A 24,664-nucleotide genomic window follows, 5' to 3' on the forward strand; every position below is an offset into this window, starting at 1 on the left:
TGCGACACCCCCCGCGTTCAGGTCTTTTACTCGCCGGTGCCGCCGCGCTCTCCCTGCTGGGCACCGCGGTCGCACCCGTCGTCACGGCCCAGGGAGCCACGCCCGCCTGCACGGTGGAGTACTCCGTCACCAGCCAGTGGGACACCGGCTTCCAGGGCGCCGTGACCCTCACCAACAACATGGCAGCAGTGAGCAGTTGGAGTCTCACCTTCGACTTCGCGGGCGGCCAGAAGGTCAGCCAGGGCTGGAACGCCAAGTGGTCCCAGTCGGGTACGACGGTCACCGCGGCCAACGAGAACTGGAACGGCTCACTGGCCACCGGCGCGAGCGTCAGCGCCGGCTTCCTCGCCTCCTGGTCGGGGGGCAACGCCGCACCGACGTCGTTCAGGCTGAACGGCACGACATGCAACGTCGACACGGAACCCACCCCGACGCCCACCGATCCGACCGACCCCCCGGACCCCGGTGACGGGCCCCCGGTCCTGAGCGTCTCCGGCAACAAGCTCGTGGACGCCGAGGGCGCCACCCGGCGGCTGCTCGGCGTCAACCGTTCCGGCGGCGAGTTCGCGTGCGTGCAGGGATACGGCATCTGGGACGGCCCGGTCGACGACGCCGCGATCAAGGCCATCGCCGACTGGAACGCCAACACCGTCCGCATCCCGCTCAACGAGGAGTGCTGGCTCGGCACCTCCAACATCGAGCCGGAGTACGCCGGCGCCCACTACATCGACGCCGTCAAGGACCTGGTGACCCGGGTGAAGGCACACGGCATGACGCCGATGCTGGAACTCCACTGGTCCTGGGGCCAGTACACGGGCAACTCGGCCGGCTGCTCCGACATCCACGCCAGCTGCCAGAAGCCGATGCCCAACATGGAGTACACGCCGTCGTTCTGGTCCTCGGTGGCGGGCACCTTCAAGGACGATCCGACCGTCGTCTTCGACCTGTTCAACGAGCCCTACCCGGACCGCGCCACCTCGACGGCGGAGCAGGCCTGGACCTGCTGGCGCGACGGCGGCACCTGCCCCGGCATCGGCTACCAGGTCGCCGGCATGCAGGACCTGATCGACGCGATCCGGGCCACCGGCGCGAAGAACCTGATCCTGGCCGGCGGGCTCGCGTACTCCAACGACCTCAGCCAGTGGCTGACGTACAAGCCCAGCGACCCGGCGGGCAATCTCGCCGCCGCCTGGCACGTGTACAACTTCAACGTCTGTGCCAACGAGAGCTGCTGGGACTCCACCCTCGCCCCGGTCGCCGCCCAGGTGCCGCTCGTCGCGGGCGAGATCGGCGAGAACACCTGCGCACACTCCTTCATCGACCGCGTCATGGCCTGGTTCGACGCGCGTGAGCTCTCCTACCTCGGCTGGACCTGGAACACCTGGAACTGCACCTCCGGTCCCGCCCTGATCTCCAGCTACGACGGAACTCCCACGTCGTACGGAATCGGGCTGCGCGATCACCTGCGCGGCCTCGACGGATAACCCCAACCCAGGAAACCCCAACCCAGGAACACCCATCCCAGGAACACCCGTCCCGGGAACCCGATTCAGGAAGAGGAACCCGCACTGATGAGCCGTACCAGAACAAGAACGGCATTGCTCGCCGCCCTGGCGCTCGTGGGCGGTGCCACCGGGACCGCGATAGCGGCGGCCCCCGGCGACGTCGGCGCCGCCGCCGTCCCCTGCACCGTCGACTACCAGGTGCAGAACCAGTGGGACACCGGCTTCACCGCCTCCGTCACGGTCACCAACCACAGCGCCGCGAAGAACGCCTGGTCGCTGAAGTGGTCGTACGCCGGCAACCAGCAGATCACCAGCGCCTGGAACGCGAAGGTCAGCCAGAGCGGCGCCGCCGTCACGGCCGCCAACGAGGGCTACAACGGGACGCTGGCCACCGGCGGTTCGGTCAGCTTCGGCTTCAACGGCACGTACAGCGGCACCAACGCCGTCCCGGCGACCTTCACCCTCGACGGCGTGACCTGCAACGTCGACGACGGAGGCGGCGGCCCCACGGATCCGCCGGACCCCGACCCCACCGCGCGGGTCGACAATCCCTACTCCGGGGCCAAGGTGTACGTGAACCCCGAGTGGTCCGCGAAGGCCGCCGCCGAACCGGGCGGCAGCCGGATCTCCGACCAGCCGACGGGCGTGTGGCTCGACCGGATCGCCGCCATCAACGGCGTGAACGGCGGCATGGGCCTGCGCGACCACCTCGACGAGGCGCTGGAGCAGAAGGGCTCCGACGAGCTCGTCGTTCAGCTGGTCATCTACAACCTGCCCGGCCGTGACTGCGCGGCCCTCGCCTCCAACGGCGAGCTGGGCCCGACGGAGATCGACCGGTACAAGACCGAGTACATCGACCCGATCGCCGCGATCCTCGCCGACCCGAAGTACGCGGACCTGCGGATCGTCACCACCGTCGAGATCGACTCGCTGCCGAACCTGGTCACCAACACCGGCAGCCGCCCGACGGCCACCCCGCAGTGCGATGTGATGAAGGCCAACGGCAACTACGTCAAGGGCGTCGGCTACGCGCTCAACAAGCTCGGCGACGTGCCGACCGTCTACAACTACGTGGACGCCGGACACCACGGCTGGATCGGCTGGGACGACAACTTCGCAGCCTCGGCCAACACCTTCAAGGAGGCGGCCACCGCCGAGGGCGCCACGGTGAACGACGTCCACGGCTTCATCACCAACACGGCGAACTACAGCGCCCTGAAGGAGGAGAACTTCACGATCAACGACGCCGTGAACGGCACCTCGGTGCGCCAGTCCAAGTGGGTCGACTGGAACCGCTACGTCGACGAGCTGTCGTTCGCGCAGGCGTTCCGCAGCCAGCTGGTCTCGGTCGGCTTCGACGCGGGCATCGGCATGCTGATCGACACGTCCCGCAACGGCTGGGGCGGCTCCGCCCGGCCCACCGGCCCCGGCGCGCTGACCAGCGTGGACACCTACGTCGACGGGGGCCGCTACGACCGCCGGATCCACGTCGGCAACTGGTGCAACCAGTCCGGCGCCGGCCTGGGCGAGCGCCCGCAGGCCGCTCCCGCGGCGGGCATCGACGCCTACGTGTGGATGAAGCCGCCCGGCGAGTCCGACGGGGCCAGCCGGGAGATCCCGAACGACGAGGGCAAGGGCTTCGACCGGATGTGCGACCCGACCTACACGGGCAACGCCCGGAACAACTTCAACATGTCGGGCGCCCTGCCGGACGCACCGCTGTCCGGGCACTGGTTCTCCGCACAGTTCCGGCAGCTGATGGCGAACGCGTACCCGCCGCTGTCGTGACCTGATCCGGTCCGCCGGGGTCATCCCTCCCGGGACAGACCCCGGCGGATCGCGAACTCCACGGCCGAGTAGTCCCCATCGGCCCGGTCCAGCTCCACCTGCTGCGCCGGACACAGCGGCGGCTGCGCCATGAAGCGGGGCCGGGTGCCATGGTGCGGCTGGGCGGCGTGCACCAGGAACGGATGACAGAGGTAGACGTCTCCGGGACGGCCGGTGGCGTACGCCTGCGGGCGGTGCGCGGAGGCCGCGTCCACCTTCGGGCCGAGCTCCAGGAAGGAGGCGCCCGCCTCGCCGTACGGCTCCAGGACCGGCGGTACGTCGAGATGCGAGCCGACTCTGATGCGGGTCGGGGCGTCCGCCTCGGTCACCTCGCTGAACAGGAACAGCATCAGCAGGGCACGGTCCTTCGACCGCACGTTGGTGTGCCACAGGGTCGCGCCCTCGGGAAGGTAACTCCCCTCGATGTGCCAGCCCGCGTCGTCCGGCTCCTCCTCGTGCGGGAACCGCAGCGGGAAACTGCCCAGCGCATAGCGCGGCACCCAGCGCCCCGCGCCGACCAGCACGTCGAACGCCTCGTGCAGCACGGGGGAGTTGGCGGCGGCGGCGAACGGGCCCTGTGCCATCGCGGCCACCCAGTGCACCGGGTCCTTCCACGTGCCCGGGTCCTCCGGGTCGTATCCCGTCTCCCGCCACAGCAGCCGCGCGCAGTCCTCGGCGACGCGTGGCGGGAAGGCACCCTCGATCCTCACGAACCCGTCCTCGAGGAACCGCTCCACCATCTCGTCGTCCATGCCGGCCATGGTGGGTGAGCCCGGCGTGCGTCCGCATCCCATTTTCTGACGCCCATCTCTTTGCAGTTCCGGCAACGGAACTTGCCCCCTGGTGGTGCGCCGCCGCACGCTGGCCGTATCCGGAGGAGAGGCTGACCACCATGGCGCACGACCACGAACACGATCACGGCCATCACCATCACGGCCACGGCCACCACGACCACGCCGACATCGACTGGGCCGAGATGGGCCCGCTGCTGGAAGCGCAGGCGGAGCTGTTCACCCCGCTGTACGAGCGGGCGCTGGCCTGGCTCGCGAAGCGGCAGACCGACCCGGGGCTGATCGTCGACGCGGGCAGCGGTCCCGGTGTCGTCGCCTGTCTGCTCGCCGAGGCCTTCCCGGGGGCCCGGGTCGTCGCGGTCGACGGCACCGAACCGCTGCTGGAGCGGGCCGGTGCCCGGGCGAAGCGGCTGGGCGTCGCCGACCGCTTCGCCACGCTCTCGGGTGACCTTCCTGAGGTTCTCGGCGAACTGGACTACCCCGCCGACCTGCTCTGGGCCAGCCGGAGTCTGCACCACCTCGGCGACCAGCGGGCCGCGCTCGCCGCCTTCGCCGGGCACCTGGCACCCGGCGGCACGCTCGCCCTCATGGAGGGTGGGCTGCCCTCCCGGTTCCTGCCGCGTGACATCGGCATCGGCCGCCCCGGACTGCAGGCGCGGCTCGACGCGCTGGAGGAGGAGCGGTTCGCGGAGATGCGCTCGTCCCTGCCCGGTGCCGTCGCCGAGACGGAGGACTGGCCGGCGCTGATGACCTCCGCGGGCCTGAAGCCCACCGGCACCCGCAGCTTCCTGCTGGACCTGCCCGCCCCGGCGACCGGCCGGGCCCGCGCCTACATCGCCGCCTCCCTGTCCCGGCTGCGCGATGCCTTCGGCGACCAACTCGACGCCACCGACCGCGCCACCCTGGACCGACTCCTCGACCCCGACGACAAGGCGAGCGTCCATCACCGTCCGGACGTCTTCGTCCTGGCGGCGCACACGGTCCACACGGCGACCAGGACCCTGTAGACCGACTGACTGACATATGCGAAGCGCCCCAGGAACCGGTGTGGTTTCCGGGGCGCTTCGGCTCGTGTGTCAGCCCATGTCGAAGGTGGCCGGGTCCGGGCCCAGCCGCCGGTCCTCGTTGAGCGCGCTGATCGCCGCGAGGTCCTCGGTGTCCAGCGCGAAGTCGAAGACGTCGATGTTCTCCTCGATCCGGGACGGCGTCACGGACTTCGGGATCACGATGGTGCCGAGCTGGAGGTGCCAGCGGAGCACGACCTGGGCGGGCGTGCGGTTGTGCTTCTGGGCGATGGCCACGATCGCCGGAACCTCCAGCAGACCCCTGCCCGAGCCGAGCGGCGACCAGGCCTCGGTGTGGATGCCCTGCTCCGCGTGGTACTCACGGGCGGCATGCTGCTGGAGGTGCGGGTGCAGCTCGATCTGGTTGACCGCGGGGATGACCGACGTCTCGGTGATCAGCCGCTCCAGGTGCTCCGGCAGGAAGTTGGAGACGCCGATGGCGCGGATCCGGCCGTCGGCGTGGAGCTTCTCGAAGGCCTTGTAGGTGTCGACGTACTTGCCCCTGGACGGCAACGGCCAGTGGATCAGGTACAGATCCACGTACTCCAGGCCGAGCTTGCCGAGGGAGACGTCGAAGGCGCGCAGAGTGGACTCGTACCCCTGGTCGCTGTTCCAGAGCTTGGTGGTGACGAAGAGGTCCTCGCGGGGGAGCCCGGAGGCGGCGATGGCCCTGCCGGTGCCCTCTTCGTTGCCGTAGATCGCCGCTGTGTCGATGCTGCGGTACCCGGCCTCAAGCGCCGTCGCCACCGCCCGCTCCGCCTCGTCGTCCGGCACCTGCCAGACGCCGAAGCCCAGCTGGGGCATCGCGACGCCGTTGTTGAGGATGATCGGGGGGACCTTGCTGCTCACGAGCTCTTGATCCTTCGGTTGTCGTCAGGTGGTACTCCTATCGTCAACGATCACGAGTCCCCATGCATTCCTGACCGCAGAATCCGCCGGAATCAGATACGCGCCTCACGTCTGGTACAGGGCGTTCACCTCGTTGGCGTAGGCGTTCTCGATCGCCTTCCGCTTGAGCTTCAGGGACGGGGTGAGCAGTCCGTGCTCCTCGGTGAACGGCTGCGCGAGGATACGGAAGGTGCGGATCGACTCGGCCTGCGAGACAAGCGTGTTCGCGGCGACCACCGCGCGCCGCACCTCGGTCTCCAGATCCTGGTCATGCACCAGTTCGGCGGGGGACAGCTGGGGCTTGTTGCGCATCTGGAGCCAGTGCTCGACGGCCTCCTGGTCCAGGGTGACCAGGGCCGCGACGTACGGGCGGTCGTTGCCGACGACGATGCACTGGGCGACCAGCGGGTGGTCGCGTACGCGTTCCTCCAGCAGTCCCGGCGCGACGCTCTTGCCGCCCGACGTGACCAGGATTTCCTTCTTGCGGCCGGTGATGGTGAGGAAGCCGTCCTCGTCGAGGGACCCCAGGTCGCCGGTGGCCAGCCAGCCGTCGTGCAGGGTCTCGTCGGTGGCCTTGGGGTTGTTGAGGTAGCCCTGGAAGACGTTCGGGCCGTGCAGCCAGATCTCGCCGTCGTCCGCGATGTGCACGGTCATGCCGGGGATGGGCTGTCCGACCGTGCCGTACCGGGTGCGGTGCGGCGGGTTGGCGGTCGCGGCCGCCGTGGACTCGGTCAGGCCGTACCCCTCGTAGATCGGCACGCCCGCGCCCGCGAAGAACAGGCCGAGCCGCCGGTCCATCGCCGAGCCGCCCGACATCGCATTGCGCACCCGGCCGCCCATCGCCTCGCGCACCTTGGAGTAGACGAGCTTGTCGAAGAGCTGGTGCTGCATGCGCAGACCCGCCGAAGGGCCGGGCCCGATCCCCCACGCCTTCGCCTCCACCGCGTCCGCGTACCGCACGGCGACGTCCACGGCCTTCTCGAACGGCCCGGACTTGCCCTCCCGCTCCGCCTTGCGGCGGGCGGCGTTGAAGACCTTCTCGAAGATGTACGGCACCGCGAGGAAGAACGTCGGCTTGAAGGCGGCCAGGTCCGGCAGCAGGGCCGCGGCGTTGAGCTGCGGCTGGTGGCCGAAGCGGACCCTGCCGCGGATGGCGGCGACCTCCACCATCCGGCCGAAGACATGGGCGAGCGGCAGGAAGAGCAGCGTCGCCGCCTCGTCGCCCTTCTTGGAGTGGAACACCGGCTCCCAGCGCTCGATGACGGTGTCCGCCTCGTACATGAAGTTGCCGTGCGAGAGGACGCAGCCCTTGGGGCGGCCGGTCGTGCCCGACGTGTAGATGACGGTCGCGACCGAGTCCGGGGTGACCGCCTTGCGGTGCCGGTGCACCATCTCGTCGTCGAGGTGGGCGCCCGCGTCGTACAGCTCCTGGACCGCGCCCGCGTCCAGCTGCCACAGCCGGCGCAGCCGGGGGAGCCGGTCGATGACCGTGGCGATCGTCATCGCGTGGTCCTCGTGCTCGACGATCGCGGCCGTCACCTCCGCGTCGTACAGCATCCAGAAGCACTGCTCGGCCGAGGAGGTCGGGTAGACCGGCACCACCTGGGCGCCGATCGTCCACAGGGCGAAGTCGAACAGCGTCCACTCGTAGCGGGTGCGGGACATGATGGCGACCCGGTCGCCGAACCGGACACCCTGGGCGAGCAGGCCCTTGGCCAGGGCGAGGACCTCGTCGCGGAACTCGGCCGCGGTCACGTCCCGCCACTGCCCCGACTCGTCCTTGCGGCCGAGCGCGATGTGCAGCGGGTCCTCCTGGGCGTGCTCGAAGACGGCGTCGGCCAGACCGCCCACCGGGGGTGCCAACGCCAAGGGAGGATTGGTGAACTCGCGCAAACCCGTTCCCCGCTCTCTGTGACGGCTCCCTGTGACGCTCCGCACAGGCGGTGAAAGCTACCCCACACGCCGTCGTGTGGGGAGGGGGCGCGAAAGCCGAGCAGTGCTCAGGTATGCGCTGGTCAGCGGGGAAAATACGCGCACATGGGGAAGGGTCGGACAGATTCCTGACGGTGGAGTAAGTTTCGGTGCCGTAATCTCCACGGAATCTGTACGACCCGATTACGGCCCCGCGCCGGCCGGAACGTCAGCGCCGGTGCAGCCGGTCGCCCGCCGCCAGGATCGCCGTGGCCAGGGCGTCGGCGGGCCCCTGGGCGGCGGCGGGCCGGCGGTGTCCGTGGATCAGGACGAAGTCGACCTGGCCGAGCTCGGGCAGGCCGAAACGGTCGGGCACCCGGACCAGGCCGGGCGGGACGAAGCCCCGGGAGTGGGCCATCACGCCGAGGCCCGCGCGGGCGGCCGCGATCAGTGCGTTGAGGCTGCCGCTGGTGCAGGCGATGCGCCACTCGCGCCCCTGCCGCTGAAGCGCATCCAGGGCGCGCTCGCGGGTGATGCCGGGCGGGGGATAGACGATCAGCGGGACCGGACGGTCGGGGTCGAGGCGCAGACGTTCCGCGCCGATCCAGACCAGCCGGTCGTGCCACACCAGCTCCCCGCGCGGATCCTCGGTCCGCCGCTTGGCCAGCACCAGGTCCAGCTTCCCGGCCGCGAGCTGCTCGTGCAGCGTCCCCGACAGTTCGACGGTGAGCTCCAGGTCGACCTCGGGATGGTCGTGCCGGAACCCCTCCAGGATCTCCGGCAGCCGGGTCAGCACGAAGTCCTCCGAGGCGCCGAAGCGCAGCCGGCCGCGCAGCCGGGTGCCGGTGAAGAACGCCGTGGCCTGCTCGTGCACCTCCAGGATCCGGCGCGCGAAGCCGAGCATCGCCTCGCCGTCCTCCGTCAGCTGCACGGAGTGGGTGTCCCGGCTGAACAGCTGCCGCCCGGTGGCGCCCTCCAGCCGGCGTACGTGCTGGCTGACGGTCGACTGACGCAGCCCCAGCCGCCGCGCGGCCTGGGTGAAGCTCAGCGTCTGGGCCACCGCGAGAAACGTCCGCAGGTGGGAAGGGTCGTACACCGTGCCAGCTTATCGCCGATCGTGATGACAGTCAGAGTGGTATGCCGGATTCCCGATCGGCCTGCCGAGGAGCACGATGGAGAGGGGACCTCTTGGCTCCCGTACCGCCGAGCACAAGCAAGTGGAGCACCGTGAAACGCCTGCGATGGCCGCGTTGGCTGCCGATCGACCCGTACATCCTGCTGCTGCTCGGGACGGTGGGCCTCGCGGCGCTCCTCCCGGCGCGCGGTACAGGTGCCGACGTGGCCTCCGGCGCCTCCACCGCCGCGATCGCTCTCCTCTTCTTCCTCTACGGCGCCCGGCTGTCCACCCGCGAGGCGCTGGACGGGCTCAGGCACTGGCGGCTGCACGTCACCGTCCTCGCCTGCACCTTCGTGATCTTCCCGCTGCTCGGCCTCGCCGCCCGCGGGCTGGTGCCGGTGTTTCTCACCCACTCGCTGTGGACGGGTCTGCTCTTCCTCACCCTCGTCCCGTCGACCATCCAGTCGTCGATCGCTTTCACCTCGATCGCCCGCGGCAACGTGCCCGCCGCGATCTGCGCCGGCTCCTTCTCCTCCCTGGCGGGCATCGTCATCACCCCGCTGCTGGCGGCCGCGCTGCTCGGTGGCAGTGCCGGCGGGTTCGATGCGGACTCGATCGTCAGGATCGTGCTGCAACTCCTTGTGCCGTTCCTGGCCGGGCAGTTGCTGCGCCGCTGGATCGGAGGGTTCGTCACACGCCACCGGAAGGGTCTCGGCCTCGTCGACCGCGGGTCGATCCTCCTCGTCGTCTACACCGCGTTCAGCGAGGGCATGGTCCAGGGCGTCTGGCACCAGGTCAGCCCCGCCCGGCTGGGCGGACTGCTCGCCGTCGAGGCGGTGCTGCTCGCCGTCATGCTCGCCCTGACCTGGTACGGCGCCAAGGCGCTGGGCTTCAACCGGGCGGACCGGATCGCCATCCAGTTCGCCGGCTCGAAGAAGTCGCTGGCCTCCGGACTGCCCATGGCGAGCGTGCTGTTCGGGGCCGAGGCGTCGCTGGCCGTGCTGCCGCTGATGCTGTTCCACCAGATGCAGCTGATGGTGTGCGCGGTGATCGCCAGGCGCCGCTCCCACGACCCCGTCGAGCCGCTCACCGCGCCGCCGCCAGCCGCAGTGTCACGAACCGCGGTCGGTACAGGCTCACGTTCCCGTTGATCTGCGCGGACGCGCCCGTGGTCGCCAGCCAGTTGACGTCGTAGCTCAGGACGAGGCGATCCTTGCCGCCGACGTCGGGGTGCGCCTGCGGGTTGTACGCGGCGACCCCGCCGGCCGGCAGCGGTGGGCTGAAGCTGCGGGTCGGCCCGTGCCACGGCCCGGTGGGCGAGCAGGCCCAGTACGACGTCACCGTGGTCAGCCCCCGCGCCCCGGCGGCCATGTTGAACAGCACGTACGTGTCCTCGTCTCTGACCACCGAGAACGCGCTGCCCACACCGGTGCGCCGCTGGTCCCCGAGCACCGGAGCCGGACGCGACCCGGTGACCCATGCGGAGCCGTCCCAGTACTCCCAGGCGGCGGGGTCGGCGAGCCCGCCCGCCGGCACCCGCGCCACATACGCGGAGGAGGTCGGGCGGGACGCGGCCTGCCCGTCGTTGCCGCCGAAGACGTAGGTCCAGCCGCCGTCCGTCAGCAGCGTCGTCCCGAACAGCACGCGCCGGGACGGGTCCGGCATCCGCTGCTGGTCGGACACCCTGGCGATGCCCTCGACGCGCAGGTCCGGCAGGGACAGCGTGGCGACTTCGGTGGCGAGGGGCACGCCGTAGATCCACGGCGCCTGACCCGCCGCTCGCGTCCACAGCAGCACCCGTACGACCTGCTCCGACGAGCCGGGGGAGCGCGGCTCGACCCGGGCGGCGACCGGCCAGCGCCACTGGTTCGGGGCCGGGTCGGGGAAGAGGGGCGCGGGCAGTGTCGTACTCAGGCGGCCGTCGGACATCACGACGGCCGAGTTGCGCACCAGCGGCGCCGTCGGGTCGCGCCAGGCGTACGACTCGCCGGACGGGTTGGGCGGGGCGTGCACGGGGCCGAGGTAGGTGTCGGAGAACAGCCACAGCACCCGGCCGTCCGGCAGCCGCAGCGAGTGGGTGCCGTCGCCGCCGGTCCAGTCGTCGGTGCGGGTCGCGTCGTCGCCGTAGTGGGCGAACTCGGCGGTGAGCGCGTCGTGCGGCGACCAGGACGCGATCGTACGGGCCTCGCACGCGGCGCCGCCCTCCCGGTCGTCGTCCGGGAGGGCGGTGAGCAGCACGGCCGCGAGAACCAGGGTCAGCAGCAGGCCGACCCCGGCTCCCGTCCGCTGTCGTGCACGTACGTCGTCGGGAACGTTCCTGGACATTAGCGGCCGGCGGCCACCTGGTCCATGGGGAGCCACAGCACGTTGTCGAAGTCCGGGCAGGTGTGCGTCTCGTGTACGTCGGCGATCTCGGTGTCGCTGAGCGCCCGGTCCCAGACGCGGACCTCGTCGATGGCCCCGGTGAAGAAGGCCCGGCTGTCCATGCTCTGGCCGATGTGCACGCCGAACGGCGAGTTGCGGCTGACGGAGCCGGGCACGTCGGCCGTGCTGCTGGGGCTGCCGTCGATGAACAGGGTCAGTCGTCCGTCGCCGCGGCGCAGTGCGAGGTGGTGCCATCGGCCGTCGTTGTGGGCGCCGGTGGTGCTCACGGAGGCCGACCGTACGGTCGTCGCGTCCTCCCGGGTGGTGATCAGGCCGCGTACCCGGTCGGCGGCGGGTTCACCGCGCAGCCACACCTGGGGCTGGCTGTTGCCCACGCCGCCCATCCACAGCAGCGGCTGATCTCCGCTCCCGGCGGTGTAGCGGAACCACAGGGAGGCGGTGAAGTCCTTGGTGTCGAGCGGAAGTTGGGGGCGGTACGGAAGGCGTACGGCGTCGTCGGTGCCGTCGAAGGCCAGCGCGCCGCCCGACACGCCGCTCGTGCGCGCGGCGCCGCCGAGCACGGCAGCCGGTTGGCCGAGCACGGCATGGTCGGGCGTGGCCGGGTCGGCGCCGCGGCGCGGCTTCAGCCACTCCTCGTTGAAGCGGGCGAAGCGGATCTCGTCGCGGGCGTCGACCGTGCCGCCCTCGTACAGCAGGCCTGCGGTGCTGTCGTCGATCGGCGCCAGGTCGGAGTAGCCGGACCAGTCCCTGGTGACGACGGTGCCGCGGTCCACGCTCTCCCAGGTGCGGCCGCCGTCGTAGGAGGAGCGGATCATCATCGTCCGGCGGCGGTCGGGGTCACCGGGGCAGGACAGCAGCATCCGGTCGCCGAGGCGCAGCGTGGCGCACTGGACCTGGGGCGCGTAGAGGTCGGGGACGGGCTGGAAGGGGGTGGCGAAGCTGTCGCCGCCGTCGCGGCTGACGGTCTGGGTGCGGTGACCGAGGTCGGTGCCGTCCTGTTCGCGGCCGCTGACCAGGAGCGAGCCGTCGGTGTGCTCGGTCAGGGTGACTTCCGAGGGCTTCTGCCGGAAGGTGCCGTCGAACGCGATCGGCCAGGAGTCGTTGGCGCCGACCCGCCAGGTGTCGCCGCCGTCGTCGCTCACGATGAGCGCGGCGTGGTTCCCGGTGACTCTGGTGCCGTCCCAGGTCTCGGTGTTGACGCCGAAGACCAGTCGGCCGGCGTGGCTGCCCTGAGCGAGCTGGATGCCGTGCACGGGACCGGTGGCATACCAGGAGTTCCAGTGCGCGGGCATGATCTGCGGGCTGAGGTCGCGCGGATCGGACCAGGTGCGGCCGTCGTCGTCGCTGTACTGCAGATGGGGCTGGCGGTCGCACGGGACCTCACAGTTGCCGCTGTCCGTACGGCCCGTGTTGTACGTCTGGGCGAGCAGGATCCGGCCGGTCCCGCGGTCGACGATCGGGGCCGGGTTGCCGTGGGTGTCGCCGGCGCCGTCGTTGACGACCTGGAGCGGGCCCCAGGTGCGGCCGCCGTCGGTGGAGCGCTTCATCACGATGTCGATGTCGGTCGCGTCCCCGCAGTTGAGGACGCGGCCCTCGGCGAACGCGAGCAGCGTGCCCTCGCTGGTCTGCACGATCGCCGGGATCCGGAAGCAGGCGTAGCCGGGATCCTGCGACGTCCTGAAGAGCACCTGCTGCTCGAACTGCGGTGCAGCCGTGGTGGGTTGGGCTTGCACCGGGTCGGGCAGGACGGCTGTCGCCGTCATGACGACGCCCGCGGTGAGGGTGGCTCTCAGACGTGCGCGAAGTCTCGACGGCATGCAGTGACCCGCCCTTCATTTGTCAGAACATCGGGACATCCCACGTCGAACCTACGCGTCACAGAGGGTAGTTGGTGGCAGCGACACACCACAAGAAAGGCGCTCGGACAACTCGACCGGGGGAGTGGATGTCTGAGCTCACATCAACTGAAACCGCGTCACAGAATTGGGCGCGCTCATGACAAGATGTGAGGCGGGACCCCTGCGGCGCAGGGGGCGCTCCCCGCCGGTCGGGGTCCCGCCGCCGTGCCGCGGGGAACCGTCAGCCCTGGGCGGCCGCGGTCCGCAGGGCGATGCGGTCCTCGCCCGCGTACACGTTCATGGAGCTGCCCCGCAGGAAGCCCACCAGGGTCAGCCCGCTCTCCACGGCCAGGTCCACGGCCAGCGACGAGGGCGCCGAGACCGCGGCCAGTACCGGGATGCCCGCCATCACGGCCTTCTGCGCCAGCTCGAAGGAGGCGCGGCCGGACACCAGCAGGATCGTGCGGGACAGGGGCAGACCGCCGCTCTGCAGGGCGCGGCCGACCAGCTTGTCGACCGCGTTGTGCCGGCCCACGTCCTCACGTATGTCGAGCAGCTCCCCGTCCTCGGCGAACAGGGCCGCCGCATGCAGACCCCCGGTCCGGTCGAAGACCCGCTGGGCCGCGCGCAGCCGGTCGGGGAGGCCGGCGAGCAGCTCGGGCTCCACCCGGACCGGGGGAGTGTCGGCGATGGGCCAGCGGGCCGTCGTACGGACCGCGTCCAGGCTCGCCTTGCCGCACAGCCCGCAGGAGGAGGTGGTGTAGACGTTCCGCTCCAGCGTGATGTCGGGAATCGCGACGCCCGGCGCGGTCTTCACGTCCACCACGTTGTACGTGTTCGAACCGTCCACCGTGGCGCCGGCGCAGTAGACGATGTTCTGCAGGTCCGTCCGCTCGGCCAGTACACCCTCGCTCACCAGGAACCCCGCGGCGAGCGCGAAGTCGTCGCCCGGAGTGCGCATGGTGATCGCGAGCGGCTTGCCGTTCAGCCGGATCTCCAGGGGTTCCTCGGCGACGAGCGTGTCCGGACGGGCGGAGACCGCCCCGTCCCGGATGCGGATCACCTTGCGTCGTTCCGTGACTCGTCCCATGTCCCCATCAGTCCCGGTTCTGTACGTGCTGGTAGCCGAAGCGGCCCTTGATGCACAGGTTGCCGTGGGTCACCGGGTTGTCGTGCGGCGAGGTGACCTTCACGATCTCATTGTCCTGCACGTGCAGCGTGAGGTTGCAGCCCACTCCGCAGTACGCGCAGACGGTGGTCGTCTCGGTCTGCTGCGACTCGTCCCAGGTGCCTGCCGCCCGCATGTCGAACTCCGACTTGAACGACAGCGCTCCCGTCGGGCACACCTCGATGCAGTTCCCGCAGTACACGCACGCGGAGTCGGTGAGCGGGGCGTCGTGCTCGACCGCGATCCGGGCGTCGAAGCCCCGGCCCGCGACGGAGATCGCGAAGGTGTTCTGCCACTGCTCGCCGCAGGCGTCGACGCACTTGTAGCAGAGGATGCACTTGTCGTAGTCACGTACGTACAGATCGTTGTCGACCTTCGGCTCCTCGTTGAGGCGGGCCGCGTCCGGGCCGAAGCGGTCCGGCTTCGCCTCGTACTCCTTGATCCACTCGGCGACCTGGGGAGTGGTCGACAAGTCGACCGAGGACGCGAGGAGTTCGAGGACCAGCTTGCGGCTGTGACGGGCGCGCTCGGTGTCGGTGTGCACCGCCATGCCGGGCTCCGCCCTGCGGGAACAGGCCGGGACCAGGGTGCGGGAGCCCTCGACCTCGACCATGCAGACCCGGCAGGCGTTCTTGGGCGTCAGGGTGTCGCCCTGGCAGAGGGTCGGGATGTCCTTCCCGGCGGCCCGGCAGGCGTCGAGGACGGTCGAGCCCTCCGGGACGCGGGCCTCCTCCCCGTCGATGGTGAACTCGACCAGCCGGCGCGGCACTCCCAGCGGTATCGCGGTCATTCGTACGCCCCCAGACGGTCGATGGCGGATTCCACGGCGTTCCACGCGGTCTGCCCCAGACCGCAGATCGAGGCGTCCCGCATCGCGCGGCCGACCTCCCTGAGCAGTGCGATGTCGTCGGCGGCAGCGGCGCCCGTGCGCTCCACGATCCGGTGCAGCGCCTCCTCCTGCCGCACCGTCCCGACCCGGCACGGCACGCACTGTCCGCACGACTCGTCGCGGAAGAACTCGGCGATGCGCAGCAGCAGCCGGGGCAGCGGGACGGTGTCGTCGAAGGCCATGACGACCCCCGAACCGAGCGTCGTGCCGGCCTCGCGGGTGCCTTCGAAGGTGAGCGGGATGCCGAGCTCGTCGGCGCGTACGAAGCCGCCCGCGGCGCCGCCGAGGAGCACGGCCCGCAGACCCTGGCGCACCCCGGCCAGCTCCAGCAGCTCGCCCAGGGTGGCACCGAAGGGGAGTTCGTAGATCCCGGGCCGCTCCACACTCCCCGACACGCAGAACAGCTTCGGTCCGGTGGACTTCTCCGTACCGATCGCCGCGTACGCCGGTGCTCCCATCGTCAGGATCGGCAGCACGTTGACCAGCGTCTCGACGTTGTTCTCCACCGTCGGTTTGCCGAACAGGCCCTTCTCCACGGGGAACGGCGGTTTCGAGCGCGGCTCGCCCCGGTAGCCCTCGATGGAGTTGAACAGCGCCGTCTCCTCGCCGCAGATGTACGCGCCCGCGCCCCGACGGATCTCGATGTCGAAGGCGTACCCCTGGCCGAGGACGTCGTCGCCGAGCAGGCCACGCGCGCGTGCCTGGGCGATCGCGTGCTCCAGGCGGTGCAGGGCGCGCGGGTACTCGCCGCGGAGATAGAGATAGCCCTTGTGCGCGCCGGTCGCATACGCCGCGATGGTCATCGCCTCGACCAGCGCGTACGGATCGCCCTCCATGATCACGCGGTCCTTGAAGGTGCCGGGCTCGGACTCGTCGGCGTTGCAGACGAGGTAGTGCGGGTGGTCCGGCTGCGCTGCCGTGGCCTGCCATTTGCGGCCGGTCGGGAAGGCGGCGCCGCCGCGTCCGACCAGGCCGGAGTCGGTGACCTCGCGGATGACTCCGGCGGGGCCGAGCTCGAAGGCGCGGCGCAGGGCGGTGTAGCCGCCGTGGGCGCGGTAGTCGTCGAGCGACAACGGGTCCACCACGCCGACGCGGCGCAGCAGCGTCAGCCCGGGTGAGCCCGCCTGGGGCACCGCCATCGCGGCCGGCGGCTCCTCGGGCGCCGAGTCGGGCGAGGTGGCGGCGAGGACGGCTGCGTGCACGGTCGTCGGTGCCGAGACCGCCGTACGGACCGGATCCCCCGCCCTGATCGCGAGCGCGGCCGGGGCACGTTCGCACAGGCCCAGGCAGGGGCTGCGTTCCACGGAGACACCGGGCCCCAGCCGGGCCTCGATCCCCGCGCACAGCTCCGCCGCCCCGGCGGCCTGGCACGCCAGGTCCGTACACACATGGAGCACGGTCGCCGGGCGGGGCCGGACGGAGAACATGGCGTAGAAGGTGGCCACCCCGTACGCCTCCGCCGGCGGCACGGTCAGCCGGCGGCACAGGTAGTCCAGGGCGCCCTCGCTGATCCAGCCGACCCGGTCGTTGATCGCATGCAGCCCCGGCAACAGCAGGTCGCGACGGTCCCGGGCCTCGCGGCCGCCGCGCGCCCACCTCAGATCGGCGTCGGAGCGGTCGGCGCCCTCCCAGGAGGACTCCGGAGGCCCGAGCAGGGCGTCGACGGCCGCCCGTTCGTCGTCCGTCGGTTTGCTGTCGCCGAAGTGCAGGTCCACTTGCGTCACCTCACGATGGTCGCGACGGGGAGCTTCTCGATCCGGATCGCCGACGCCTTGAACTCCGCCGTCCCCGCGATCGGGCAGTTCGCCTCGATCGTGAGCTGGTTGGTGTCCACCTCGTCGGGAAAGTGCATGGTCATGAAGGCGAGCCCGGGCCGCAGCGCCGGGTCGACCCACACCGGCGCGACCACCGAGCCGCGCCGTGAGGTCACCCGGACCTCCTCGCCGACCACGACCCCGTACCGCTCGGCGTCCTCCGGACACAGCTCGACGTACTCGCCGCGCCGGAGCGGGGAGGCGAAACCGCCGCTCTGCACACCGGTGTTGTAGGAGTCCAGCCGCCGCCCGGTGGTGAGCCGGATCGGGTACTCCTCGTCGGTGAGGTCGACGGGCGGATCGTGCTGCACCAGCCCGAAGGGCGCGAGCCTGCCCCGCTTCGCCGGGTCGGTCTCCCACAACCGGCCGTGCAGATAGGTCGGTTCGAGCCGCTCGGTGCTGGGACAGGGCCACTGGATGCCCTGGTGGCCCTCCAGGCGCTCGTACGTCATCCCGTAGTGGTCCGGGGACACCGACCTGAGCTCGTTCCAGACCGCCTCCGCGTCGGCGTACTTCCACTCGTGGCCGAGCCGGGCCGCCAGGTCGCAGATGATGTCGATGTCCTCGCGGACCTCGCCGGGCGGGGTCACGGCCCGGCGTACGCGCTGAACCCGGCGCTCGCTGTTGGTGGTCGTGCCCTCGGTCTCCGCCCAGCCGGCGGTGGCGGGCAGGACGACATCGGCCAGTTCGGCGGTCTTCGTCAGGAAGATGTCCTGGACGACCAGGAAGTCGAGGGCCTTCAGTCGCCGTACCGCCTGCCCGCTGTCCGCCTCCGACTGCGCCGGGTTCTCGCCGATGCAGTAGACGGCCCTGAGCGTGCCCTCCTCCATCGCCTCGAACATCTCGGTCAGGTTCAGCCCGTAGTGCGGCTGGATGACGGTGTCCCAGGCGGACTCGAACTTGAGCCGGGTGTCCGCATCGAGGATGTCCTGGAAGCCGGGCAGGCGGTTGGGGATGGCCCCCATGTCGCCGCCGCCCTGGACGTTGTTCTGGCCGCGCAGGGGCTGGAGCCCGGCGCCGTAGCGGCCGACGTGGCCGGTCAGCAGGGACAGGTTGATCAGGGCGCGGACGTTGTCGGTGCCGTTGTGGTGCTCGGTGATGCCGAGGGTCCAGCACAGCTGGGCGCGCTCGGCTCGGGCGTAGGCGTGCGCCAACTCCCGGATGGCGGCGGCGGGTACGCCGGTCACCTTCTCGGCGAGGGACAGCGTCCAGGGCTCGACGAGCGCCCTGTACTCCTCGAAACCGCTGGTCGCCCGCTCGATGAACGCCTCGTTGGCCAGACCGGCGTGGATGATCTCGCGGCCGATCGCGTGCGCCATCGGGATGTCCGTGCCGACGTTCAGGCCGAGCCAGCTCTCCGCCCACTCGGCGGTGCTCGTCCGCCGCGGGTCGACCGCGTACATCCGGGCGCCGTTCCTGATCCCCTTCAGCACATGCTGGAAGAAGATCGGGTGCGCGAAACGGGCGTTGGAGCCCCACATCACGATGACGTCGGTGTGCTCGATCTCCTCGTACGAGGAGGTCCCGCCGCCCGAGCCGAAGGCGGCGGACAGGCCCGCGACGCTCGGCGCATGGCAGGTGCGGTTGCAGGAGTCGACGTTGTTGGTGCCCATGACCACGCGGGCGAACTTCTGCGCCACGTAGTTCATCTCGTTGGTGGCGCGGGCGCAGGAGAACATGCCGAACGCGCCACGGGCGGCCGCCAGGCCCCGGGCGGTCCGGTCGAGCGCCTCGTCCCAGGTGGCCCGGCGCAGCGGCTCGTCGCGGGAGTCGCGGACCAGGGGGTGGGTGAGCCTTGTGTACGTCTTCGTGGACTGGCGTTTCCTCATGCGGCGCTCCTCAGCGCGAGCAGGTCAGAGATGGCGTGCACGGTGCGCAGGGTGGGCACGTCCACGCCGGTGATGTCCGCCAACTCGACGACGGCGGCCAGGAGTACGTCTAGTTCCAGCGGCTTGCCGCGCTCCAGGTCCTGGAGCGTGGAGGTGCGGTGGTCGCCGACCTTCTCGGCGCCCGCGAGGCGGCGTTCGATGGAGACGCCCACCTTGCAGCCGAGGGCCTCGGCGACCGCGAGGGTCTCGGTCATCATGATCTCGATGACCCTGCGGGTGCCGCCGTGCAGGCACATCTGCCGCATGGTCGCGCGGGCCAGCGCGCTGATCGGGTTGAAGGAGATGTTGCCGAGCAGCTTCAGCCAGATGTCGTTGCGCAGGTCCGGCTCGACCGGGCACTTCAGCCCGCCGGCCTGCATGGCCTCGCTGAGGGCGAGACACCGCCGGGACACGCTGCGGTCGGGCTCGCCGATGGAGAACCGGGTGCCTTCCAAGTGCCGTACGACGCCCGGCCCTTCGAGTTCGGTGGCCGCGTAGACGACACAGCCGACGGCCCGTTCGGGCGCGAGCACCGCACTGACCGCGCCGTCCGGGTCCACGCTCTCGACGCGGTGGCCGTCGTGGGGGCCGCCGTGCCGGTGGAAGTACCACCAGGGGATGCCGTTCTGGGCGGCCAGAACGACCGCCGTGGTGTCGTGCAGCAGCGGCTCGATCAGCGGCCCGCACGCCGCGTACGAGTTGGCCTTCAGGCCCAGGAAGACATAGTCGACCGGGCCGACCTCGGCCGGGTCGTCGGTGGCGTGGGGGTGCGCGGTGAAGTCACCGCGCGGGCTGAGCACCTGTACTCCGTGCTGCCTCATGGCCGCCAGATGCGGTCCACGGGCGATGAGATGCACATCGGCGCCCGCGCGGTGGAGCGCGGCGCCGACGTAGGCGCCGATCGCACCGGCGCCGAGGACTGCGACTTTCACGGAACACTCCGTTCGGTTTGAGGGATACCGCGGAGGTGGTCGGGGTGGGTCTGGGGTGGTCGACGGCGGTTTCGTGTCTTGTCGACGAAATATTGTCTACAGTATGGAAGTTGGGTCGGCAAGAGTTCGAACAGTGACCGTTCGCCGCGCCCTGGATACCGCTCACCGCATACGGTCGACGCGTCGGCTTCTCAACTTCCCTCCTCCTTCCCTACCGTTCGGGATCATGAGTCCCCCCGTCGCACCCCCGGGATGGAGCCGGTGGCTGGTGCCGCCCGCCGCGCTCTCCGTCCACCTGTCCATCGGTCAGGCCTACGCCTGGAGCGTGTTCAAGCCGCCGCTCGAATCAGCGCTCGGCCTCAGCGGCACGCAGAGTGCACTGCCCTTCCAGCTCGGCATCGTCATGCTCGGCCTGTCGGCCGCGTTCGGCGGCACGCTCGTGGAGCGCAACGGGCCGCGCTGGGCGATGACGGTGGCGCTGGTGTGCTTCTCGTCGGGCTTCCTGCTCTCCGCGCTCGGCGCGGCGACGGAGCAGTACTGGCTGATCGTCCTCGGTTACGGCTTCGTCGGCGGGATCGGCCTCGGCATCGGCTACATCTCGCCCGTCTCCACACTGATCAAGTGGTTCCCGGACCGGCCCGGCATGGCCACCGGCATCGCCATCATGGGCTTCGGCGGCGGCGCGCTCATCGCCTCACCCTGGTCGGCCCAGATGCTGGAGTCGTTCGGCTCGGACAACTCCGGGATCGCGCTCGCCTTCCTTGTGCACGGGCTGACGTACGCCGTGTTCATGCTGCTCGGCGTGCTGCTGGTGCGGGTGCCGAGGACCGAGAAGCCGGTGGCCGACGGGCCGAGCGTGGTCGAGGGCGTGCAGGTGTCGGCGCGGAACGCCGTGCGCACCCCGCAGTTCTGGTGTCTGTGGGTCGTGCTCTGCATGAACGTGTCCGCCGGCATCGGCATTCTGGAGAAGGCCGCACCGATGATCACGGACTTCTTCGCCGACACCTCCACGCCGGTCTCGGTGACGGCGGCCGCCGGGTTCGTCGCCCTGCTCTCGGCGGCCAACATGGCGGGCCGCATCGGCTGGTCGTCGACGTCCGACCTGATCGGGCGCAAGAACATCTACCGCGTCTACCTCGGCGCGGGCGCGCTGATGTACTTGCTCATCGCGCTGTTCGGCGACTCCTCCAAGCCGCTGTTCATCCTGTGCGCGCTGGTGATCCTGTCCTTCTACGGCGGCGGGTTCGCCACCATCCCCGCCTACTTGAAGGACCTCTTCGGCACCTACCAGGTCGGCGCCATCCACGGACGGCTGCTCACCGCCTGGTCCACGGCAGGTGTGCTCGGTCCGCTGATCGTCAACTGGATCGCCGACCGGCAGGAGGAGGCCGGCAAGCACGGCGCGTCCCTGTACGGGCTGTCGTTCGTCATCATGATCGGGCTGCTCGTCGTCGGATTCATCGCCAACGAACTGGTCCGCCCCGTCCACCCCCGCCACCACGTGTCCGCCCCGAGGGAGGCCGCCGATGTCCGATGACAGCAGCCAGAGTCCGCCTGACCGGCGGCCCCTGATCGCCTTCGCCTGGCTGTGGGTGGGGGCGCCGCTCGCCTACGGCCTGTACGAACTCGTACGGAAGGCCACCCAGCTGTTCACCGGGTGACCGCCCGGGCGTCCGGGATGTTACTGGACGTCCGGGAATCTGAGGGAAGCCGACAATCCGGGCCGCCGATTCCTGTGGCTTCACCTGCCGTCGTACCCGCGAGTCACTGATCAGACTGGTGAACCCCGCTAACCGCAGCAAGGAGGGGGACACCATGAACGGCTCGCGGATCGCCGCCGTCGGCCACTACCAGCCCGCCAGAGTGCTCACGAACGAGGACCTGGCGGGCATGGTCGACACGAGCGACGAGTGGATCACGTCCCGGGTCGGCATCCGGACCCGGCACATCGCCGGCCCCGACGAGCCGGTCGACGAGCTGGCCGCACACGCCGCGGCCAAGGCGCTCGCGGCGGCCGGACGGGCCCCCGGCGACATCGATCTGGTCCTCGTCGCCACCTCGACGGCCGTCGACCGCTCCCCGAACATGGCCGCCCGCGTCGCCGCCCGGCTCGGCATCCCCCGGCCCGCCGCGATGGACATCAACGTGGTGTGCGCCGGTTTCACCCACGCCCTCGCCACCGCCGACCACACCGTGCGCGCGGGTGCGGCGACCCGGGCGCTGGTCATCGGCGCCGACAAGATGTCCGACGTCACCGACTGGACGGACCGGACGACATGTGTGCTTGTCGGCGACGGAGCGGGGGCCGCCGTCGTGGAGGCCGCCGACGAGCCGGGTGTCGGTCCGGTGCTGTGGGGGTCCGTGCCCGAGATGGGGCACGCCGTGCGCATCGAGGGCGAGCCCGCGCGGTTCGCGCAGGAGGGCCAGAGCGTCTACCGCTGGGCGACCACCCAACTGCCGCCCCTCGCCCGCCAGGCCTGCGAGCGTGCCGGGTTCGCCCCCGAGGATCTCGCCGCCGTCGTGCTGCACCAGGCCAACCTGCGCATCATCGAGCCGCTCGCCGAGAAGCTCGGCGCGGTGAACGCGGTCGTCGCGCGCGACGTCTCCGAGTCCGGCAACACTTCGGCCGCCAGTATCCCGCTGGCGTTCTCCAAGCTGGTGGAGCAGGGCGCGATCTCGACCGGGGATCCGGTGCTGCTGTTCGGCTTCGGCGGGAACCTGTCGTACGCCGGGCAGGTCGTCCGGTGCCCCTGACCTGCCCCTGACCTGCACGGACCACGGGGTGTGACGCGATCGACTTCCCCGGGGCCTGGCACTTGTGCGCCGTAGACTGTAGACGAAAGACAATTGATACTGTCTTTCCATTGGTTTATGGCTGCTGTGCACGGCCTGCCGAGGAGGGGGACCGATGTTGTCGACAGGACTGCCTCAGGGGGCGGTGCCCAAACTCGAACGGCCCGGTCCGCTGCGCGATCGCGTCTACGAGGCGCTGCTCGAACTCATCACCACCCGCGCCCTCCAGCCCGGTCAGCATCTGGTCGAGAGCGAACTGGCCGGGCATCTCGGCGTCTCCCGGCAGCCGGTGCGCGAGGCGTTGCAGCGGCTGAACACCGAGGGGTGGGTCGATCTGCGGCCCGCTCAGGGCGCGTTCGTGCACGAGCCCACCGAGGAGGAGGCCGACCAACTCCTGACGGTCCGTACGCTCCTGGAGGCCGAGGCGGCCCGGCTCGCCGCCGCCAACGCCGGCAGCGCGGGTGTCGCCGCCCTGGAGGAGCTGTGCGCCGAGGGCGAGGGCGCGGTCGCCGCCGACGACGTGGACGGGGCGGTGGCGCTCAACGCCCGTTTCCACGCGAAGATCATGGAGCTGGCGGGGAACGCGGTCCTCGCCGAACTCGCCGCCCAGGTGGACCGCCGGGTGCGCTGGTACTACACGCCGGTCGCCCGGCAGCGCGGCAAGCAGTCCTGGATCGAGCACCGCGCCCTGATCGCCGCGATCGCCGAACGGGACGAACAGCGGGCCACGCAGCTGATGCGGGAGCACACGGAGCACACACGGCGGTCGTACCACGCGCGGGCGACGTCCTGAGCCTCCCTCACCGGCCCGGCACCTGGGGGTGCCGGGCCTTTGTCCTGTCAGTGGAAAAAGTCTGCGCGAATTCCTGCGCGACTTCTTCCCCCCTCCGGCAGCCGCTGCTACGTTCCCCTCGAAAGCCGGACAGCGATGGCCGATTCGAGGCGGGGAGGGGCTTGTGAGACGCATGACGGCACGACCCGCGAACGCCCACCAGGCCAGGCTGCTGAAGCGCGACGGCGGGCCCAACTCCCGGGCTCAGCTGGGCGATCAGGTCGACCTGTCGCGGTCCAAGCTGGCCGTGGAGGTGGACCGGCTCCTGGAGACGGGCCTGGTCGTCGCCGACGGACTCGCCGCCTCGCGCGGCGGACGCCGCTCGCACAACATCCGGCTCGCGCCGAACCTGCGTTTCCTCGGCGTCGACATCGGCGCGACCTCCATCGATGTCGCGGTCACCAACGCCGAGTTGGAGATCCTGGGGCACATCACCCAGCCGATGGAGGTGCGCGAGGGCCCGGTCGCGGTCTTCGAGCAGGTCCTGGCCATGGCCGCCAAGCTGAAGGCGTCGGGGCTCGCCGAGGGCTTCGACGGCGCCGGCATCGGCGTCCCCGGTCCGGTCCGGTTCCCCGAGGGTGTCCCCGTGGCGCCGCCGATCATGCCGGGCTGGGACGGCTTCCCGGTGCGGGAGGCGCTCAGCCAGGAACTCGGCTGCCCGGTCATGGTCGACAACGACGTGAACCTGATGGCGATGGGGGAGATGCACGCGGGCGTCGCCCGTTCCGTGGGTGACTTCCTCTGCGTCAAGATCGGCACCGGCATCGGCTGCGGCATCGTCGTCGGCGGTGCGGTCCACCGCGGTACGACCGGTTCCGCGGGCGACATCGGGCACATCCAGGCCGTGCCCGACGGACGTCCGTGCGCCTGTGGCAACCGGGGCTGCCTGGAGGCCCACTTCAGCGGTGCGGCACTCGCCCGCGACGCGCTGGAGGCGGCTCAACAGGGGCTCTCCGCCGAGCTCGCGTCCAGGCTGGAGGCGAACGGCGGCCTCACCGCGATCGACGTCGCCGCCGCAGCCGCCGCCGGCGACGCCACCGCC

20 protein-coding genes are annotated in these 24,664 nt (G+C 70.7%); 9 read left to right on the forward strand and 11 right to left on the reverse strand.

Features of this window, described 5'->3' with window-relative positions:
- Together ACTWQJ_RS17650 and ACTWQJ_RS17655 are read left to right on the forward strand one after the other, a co-directional pair.
- A partial coding sequence (locus ACTWQJ_RS17650) for a cellulase family glycosylhydrolase (RefSeq protein ID WP_443307586.1) occupies positions 1–1,484 on the forward strand: 1,484 nt, incomplete at its 5' end.
- An 87-nt stretch (positions 1,485–1,571) separates the two neighbouring features.
- A complete protein-coding gene (locus ACTWQJ_RS17655) occupies positions 1,572–3,293 on the forward strand; it encodes a glycoside hydrolase family 6 protein (protein ID WP_443307587.1) in 1,722 nt (573 codons plus the stop codon).
- A gap of 20 nt (positions 3,294–3,313) precedes the next feature.
- On the opposite strand, the gene ACTWQJ_RS17660 is transcribed toward ACTWQJ_RS17655, so the two are convergent.
- Positions 3,314–4,084 (reverse strand): phytanoyl-CoA dioxygenase family protein, encoded by a 771-nt coding sequence (locus ACTWQJ_RS17660; protein ID WP_443307588.1) that lies wholly within the window; start codon positions 4,082–4,084, stop codon positions 3,314–3,316.
- A gap of 140 nt (positions 4,085–4,224) precedes the next feature.
- On the opposite strand from ACTWQJ_RS17660, the gene ACTWQJ_RS17665 reads away from it, so the two are divergent.
- Complete coding sequence (locus ACTWQJ_RS17665; RefSeq protein WP_443307589.1) at positions 4,225–5,130, forward strand: class I SAM-dependent methyltransferase; 906 nt, start codon at positions 4,225–4,227, stop codon at positions 5,128–5,130.
- A gap of 69 nt (positions 5,131–5,199) precedes the next feature.
- Here the strand turns inward: ACTWQJ_RS17665 and ACTWQJ_RS17670 are convergent, their stop codons facing one another.
- The 3 genes from ACTWQJ_RS17670 to ACTWQJ_RS17680 form a co-directional block, all read right to left on the reverse strand.
- The gene (locus ACTWQJ_RS17670; RefSeq protein WP_443307590.1) at positions 5,200–6,036 is read right to left on the reverse strand and encodes an aldo/keto reductase; all 837 of its coding nucleotides are present in this window, start codon (positions 6,034–6,036) and stop codon (positions 5,200–5,202) included.
- Between the two features lie 105 nt (positions 6,037–6,141).
- Positions 6,142–7,968: an AMP-dependent synthetase/ligase gene (locus ACTWQJ_RS17675; protein WP_443307591.1), complete on the reverse strand. Its 1,827-nt coding sequence runs from the start codon at positions 7,966–7,968 to the stop codon at positions 6,142–6,144.
- A 247-nt stretch (positions 7,969–8,215) separates the two neighbouring features.
- A complete protein-coding gene (locus ACTWQJ_RS17680) occupies positions 8,216–9,082 on the reverse strand; it encodes a LysR substrate-binding domain-containing protein (protein WP_443307592.1) in 867 nt (288 codons plus the stop codon).
- Between the two features lie 131 nt (positions 9,083–9,213).
- Here ACTWQJ_RS17680 and ACTWQJ_RS17685 point away from each other — a divergent pair, with 131 nt between their 5' ends.
- Entirely contained in the window at positions 9,214–10,254 is a 1,041-nt protein-coding gene (locus ACTWQJ_RS17685; RefSeq protein ID WP_443307593.1) for a bile acid:sodium symporter family protein, read from the forward strand.
- On the opposite strand, the gene ACTWQJ_RS17690 is transcribed toward ACTWQJ_RS17685, so the two are convergent.
- The 7 genes from ACTWQJ_RS17690 to ACTWQJ_RS17720 all read right to left on the reverse strand — a co-directional run bounded on the left by ACTWQJ_RS17690 (position 10,190) and on the right by ACTWQJ_RS17720 (position 19,997).
- Positions 10,190–11,428: a DUF4185 domain-containing protein gene (locus tag ACTWQJ_RS17690; protein WP_443307594.1), complete on the reverse strand. Its 1,239-nt coding sequence runs from the start codon at positions 11,426–11,428 to the stop codon at positions 10,190–10,192. The two genes, ACTWQJ_RS17685 and ACTWQJ_RS17690, sit on opposite strands and share 65 nt — an antisense overlap.
- Positions 11,428–13,305, reverse strand: coding sequence for an exo-alpha-sialidase (locus tag ACTWQJ_RS17695; RefSeq protein ID WP_443307595.1), 1,878 nt, complete (start codon positions 13,303–13,305; stop codon positions 11,428–11,430). The genes ACTWQJ_RS17690 and ACTWQJ_RS17695 overlap by 1 nt, the downstream gene beginning before the upstream one ends.
- 262 nt (positions 13,306–13,567) lie before the next feature.
- Positions 13,568–14,416 (reverse strand): formate dehydrogenase accessory sulfurtransferase FdhD, encoded by an 849-nt coding sequence (gene fdhD / locus ACTWQJ_RS17700; RefSeq protein WP_443307596.1) that lies wholly within the window; start codon positions 14,414–14,416, stop codon positions 13,568–13,570.
- A 7-nt stretch (positions 14,417–14,423) separates the two neighbouring features.
- Complete coding sequence (locus ACTWQJ_RS17705) at positions 14,424–15,284, reverse strand: 2Fe-2S iron-sulfur cluster-binding protein (RefSeq protein WP_443307597.1); 861 nt, start codon at positions 15,282–15,284, stop codon at positions 14,424–14,426.
- The gene (locus tag ACTWQJ_RS17710; RefSeq protein WP_443307604.1) at positions 15,281–17,098 is read right to left on the reverse strand and encodes an NADH-ubiquinone oxidoreductase-F iron-sulfur binding region domain-containing protein; all 1,818 of its coding nucleotides are present in this window, start codon (positions 17,096–17,098) and stop codon (positions 15,281–15,283) included. The genes ACTWQJ_RS17705 and ACTWQJ_RS17710 overlap by 4 nt, the downstream gene beginning before the upstream one ends.
- A gap of 5 nt (positions 17,099–17,103) precedes the next feature.
- Positions 17,104–19,026, reverse strand: coding sequence for a molybdopterin oxidoreductase family protein (locus ACTWQJ_RS17715; protein ID WP_443307598.1), 1,923 nt, complete (start codon positions 19,024–19,026; stop codon positions 17,104–17,106).
- A complete protein-coding gene (locus ACTWQJ_RS17720) occupies positions 19,023–19,997 on the reverse strand; it encodes a 2-dehydropantoate 2-reductase (RefSeq protein ID WP_443307599.1) in 975 nt (324 codons plus the stop codon). Before ACTWQJ_RS17720 ends, ACTWQJ_RS17715 begins: the two co-directional genes overlap by 4 nt.
- A 226-nt stretch (positions 19,998–20,223) precedes the next feature.
- Here ACTWQJ_RS17720 and ACTWQJ_RS17725 point away from each other — a divergent pair, with 226 nt between their 5' ends.
- The 5 genes from ACTWQJ_RS17725 to ACTWQJ_RS17745 all read left to right on the forward strand — a co-directional run.
- Positions 20,224–21,534: an OFA family MFS transporter gene (locus tag ACTWQJ_RS17725; RefSeq protein ID WP_443307600.1), complete on the forward strand. Its 1,311-nt coding sequence runs from the start codon at positions 20,224–20,226 to the stop codon at positions 21,532–21,534.
- Entirely contained in the window at positions 21,524–21,658 is a 135-nt protein-coding gene (locus ACTWQJ_RS17730) for an MFS transporter small subunit (RefSeq protein WP_263579290.1), read from the forward strand. The genes ACTWQJ_RS17725 and ACTWQJ_RS17730 overlap by 11 nt, the downstream gene beginning before the upstream one ends.
- 154 nt (positions 21,659–21,812) lie before the next feature.
- A complete protein-coding gene (locus ACTWQJ_RS17735; protein WP_443307601.1) occupies positions 21,813–22,751 on the forward strand; it encodes a beta-ketoacyl-ACP synthase III in 939 nt (312 codons plus the stop codon).
- A 154-nt stretch (positions 22,752–22,905) separates the two neighbouring features.
- Positions 22,906–23,583: a GntR family transcriptional regulator gene (locus ACTWQJ_RS17740; protein WP_443307602.1), complete on the forward strand. Its 678-nt coding sequence runs from the start codon at positions 22,906–22,908 to the stop codon at positions 23,581–23,583.
- A 172-nt stretch (positions 23,584–23,755) separates the two neighbouring features.
- Positions 23,756–24,664 (forward strand): ROK family protein (locus ACTWQJ_RS17745; protein ID WP_443307603.1); only part of this gene is annotated, 909 nt, incomplete at its 3' end.

This window comes from Streptomyces sp. KR55, from assembly GCF_052245645.1.
In the GTDB taxonomy this organism is placed as follows: Bacteria; Actinomycetota; Actinomycetes; order Streptomycetales; family Streptomycetaceae; genus Streptomyces; species Streptomyces flavusporus.

What these genes read in the sequence shown, in the direction of transcription:
- ACTWQJ_RS17655 (WP_443307587.1), top strand. Translation starts at nt 1,572, where the DNA reads ATGAGCCGTACCAGAACAAGAACGGCATTGCTCGCCGCCCTGGCGCTC.
- ACTWQJ_RS17660 (WP_443307588.1), bottom strand. Translation starts at nt 4,084, where the DNA reads ATGGACGACGAGATGGTGGAGCGGTTCCTCGAGGACGGGTTCGTGAGG.
- ACTWQJ_RS17665 (WP_443307589.1), top strand. Translation starts at nt 4,225, where the DNA reads ATGGCGCACGACCACGAACACGATCACGGCCATCACCATCACGGCCAC.
- ACTWQJ_RS17690 (WP_443307594.1), bottom strand. Translation starts at nt 11,428, where the DNA reads ATGTCCAGGAACGTTCCCGACGACGTACGTGCACGACAGCGGACGGGA.
- ACTWQJ_RS17695 (WP_443307595.1), bottom strand. Translation starts at nt 13,305, where the DNA reads ATGCCGTCGAGACTTCGCGCACGTCTGAGAGCCACCCTCACCGCGGGC.
- fdhD (WP_443307596.1), bottom strand. Translation starts at nt 14,416, where the DNA reads ATGGGACGAGTCACGGAACGACGCAAGGTGATCCGCATCCGGGACGGG.
- ACTWQJ_RS17705 (WP_443307597.1), bottom strand. Translation starts at nt 15,284, where the DNA reads ATGACCGCGATACCGCTGGGAGTGCCGCGCCGGCTGGTCGAGTTCACC.
- ACTWQJ_RS17715 (WP_443307598.1), bottom strand. Translation starts at nt 19,026, where the DNA reads ATGAGGAAACGCCAGTCCACGAAGACGTACACAAGGCTCACCCACCCC.
- ACTWQJ_RS17725 (WP_443307600.1), top strand. Translation starts at nt 20,224, where the DNA reads ATGAGTCCCCCCGTCGCACCCCCGGGATGGAGCCGGTGGCTGGTGCCG.
- ACTWQJ_RS17730 (WP_263579290.1), top strand. Translation starts at nt 21,524, where the DNA reads ATGTCCGATGACAGCAGCCAGAGTCCGCCTGACCGGCGGCCCCTGATC.
- ACTWQJ_RS17735 (WP_443307601.1), top strand. Translation starts at nt 21,813, where the DNA reads ATGAACGGCTCGCGGATCGCCGCCGTCGGCCACTACCAGCCCGCCAGA.
- ACTWQJ_RS17740 (WP_443307602.1), top strand. Translation starts at nt 22,906, where the DNA reads ATGTTGTCGACAGGACTGCCTCAGGGGGCGGTGCCCAAACTCGAACGG.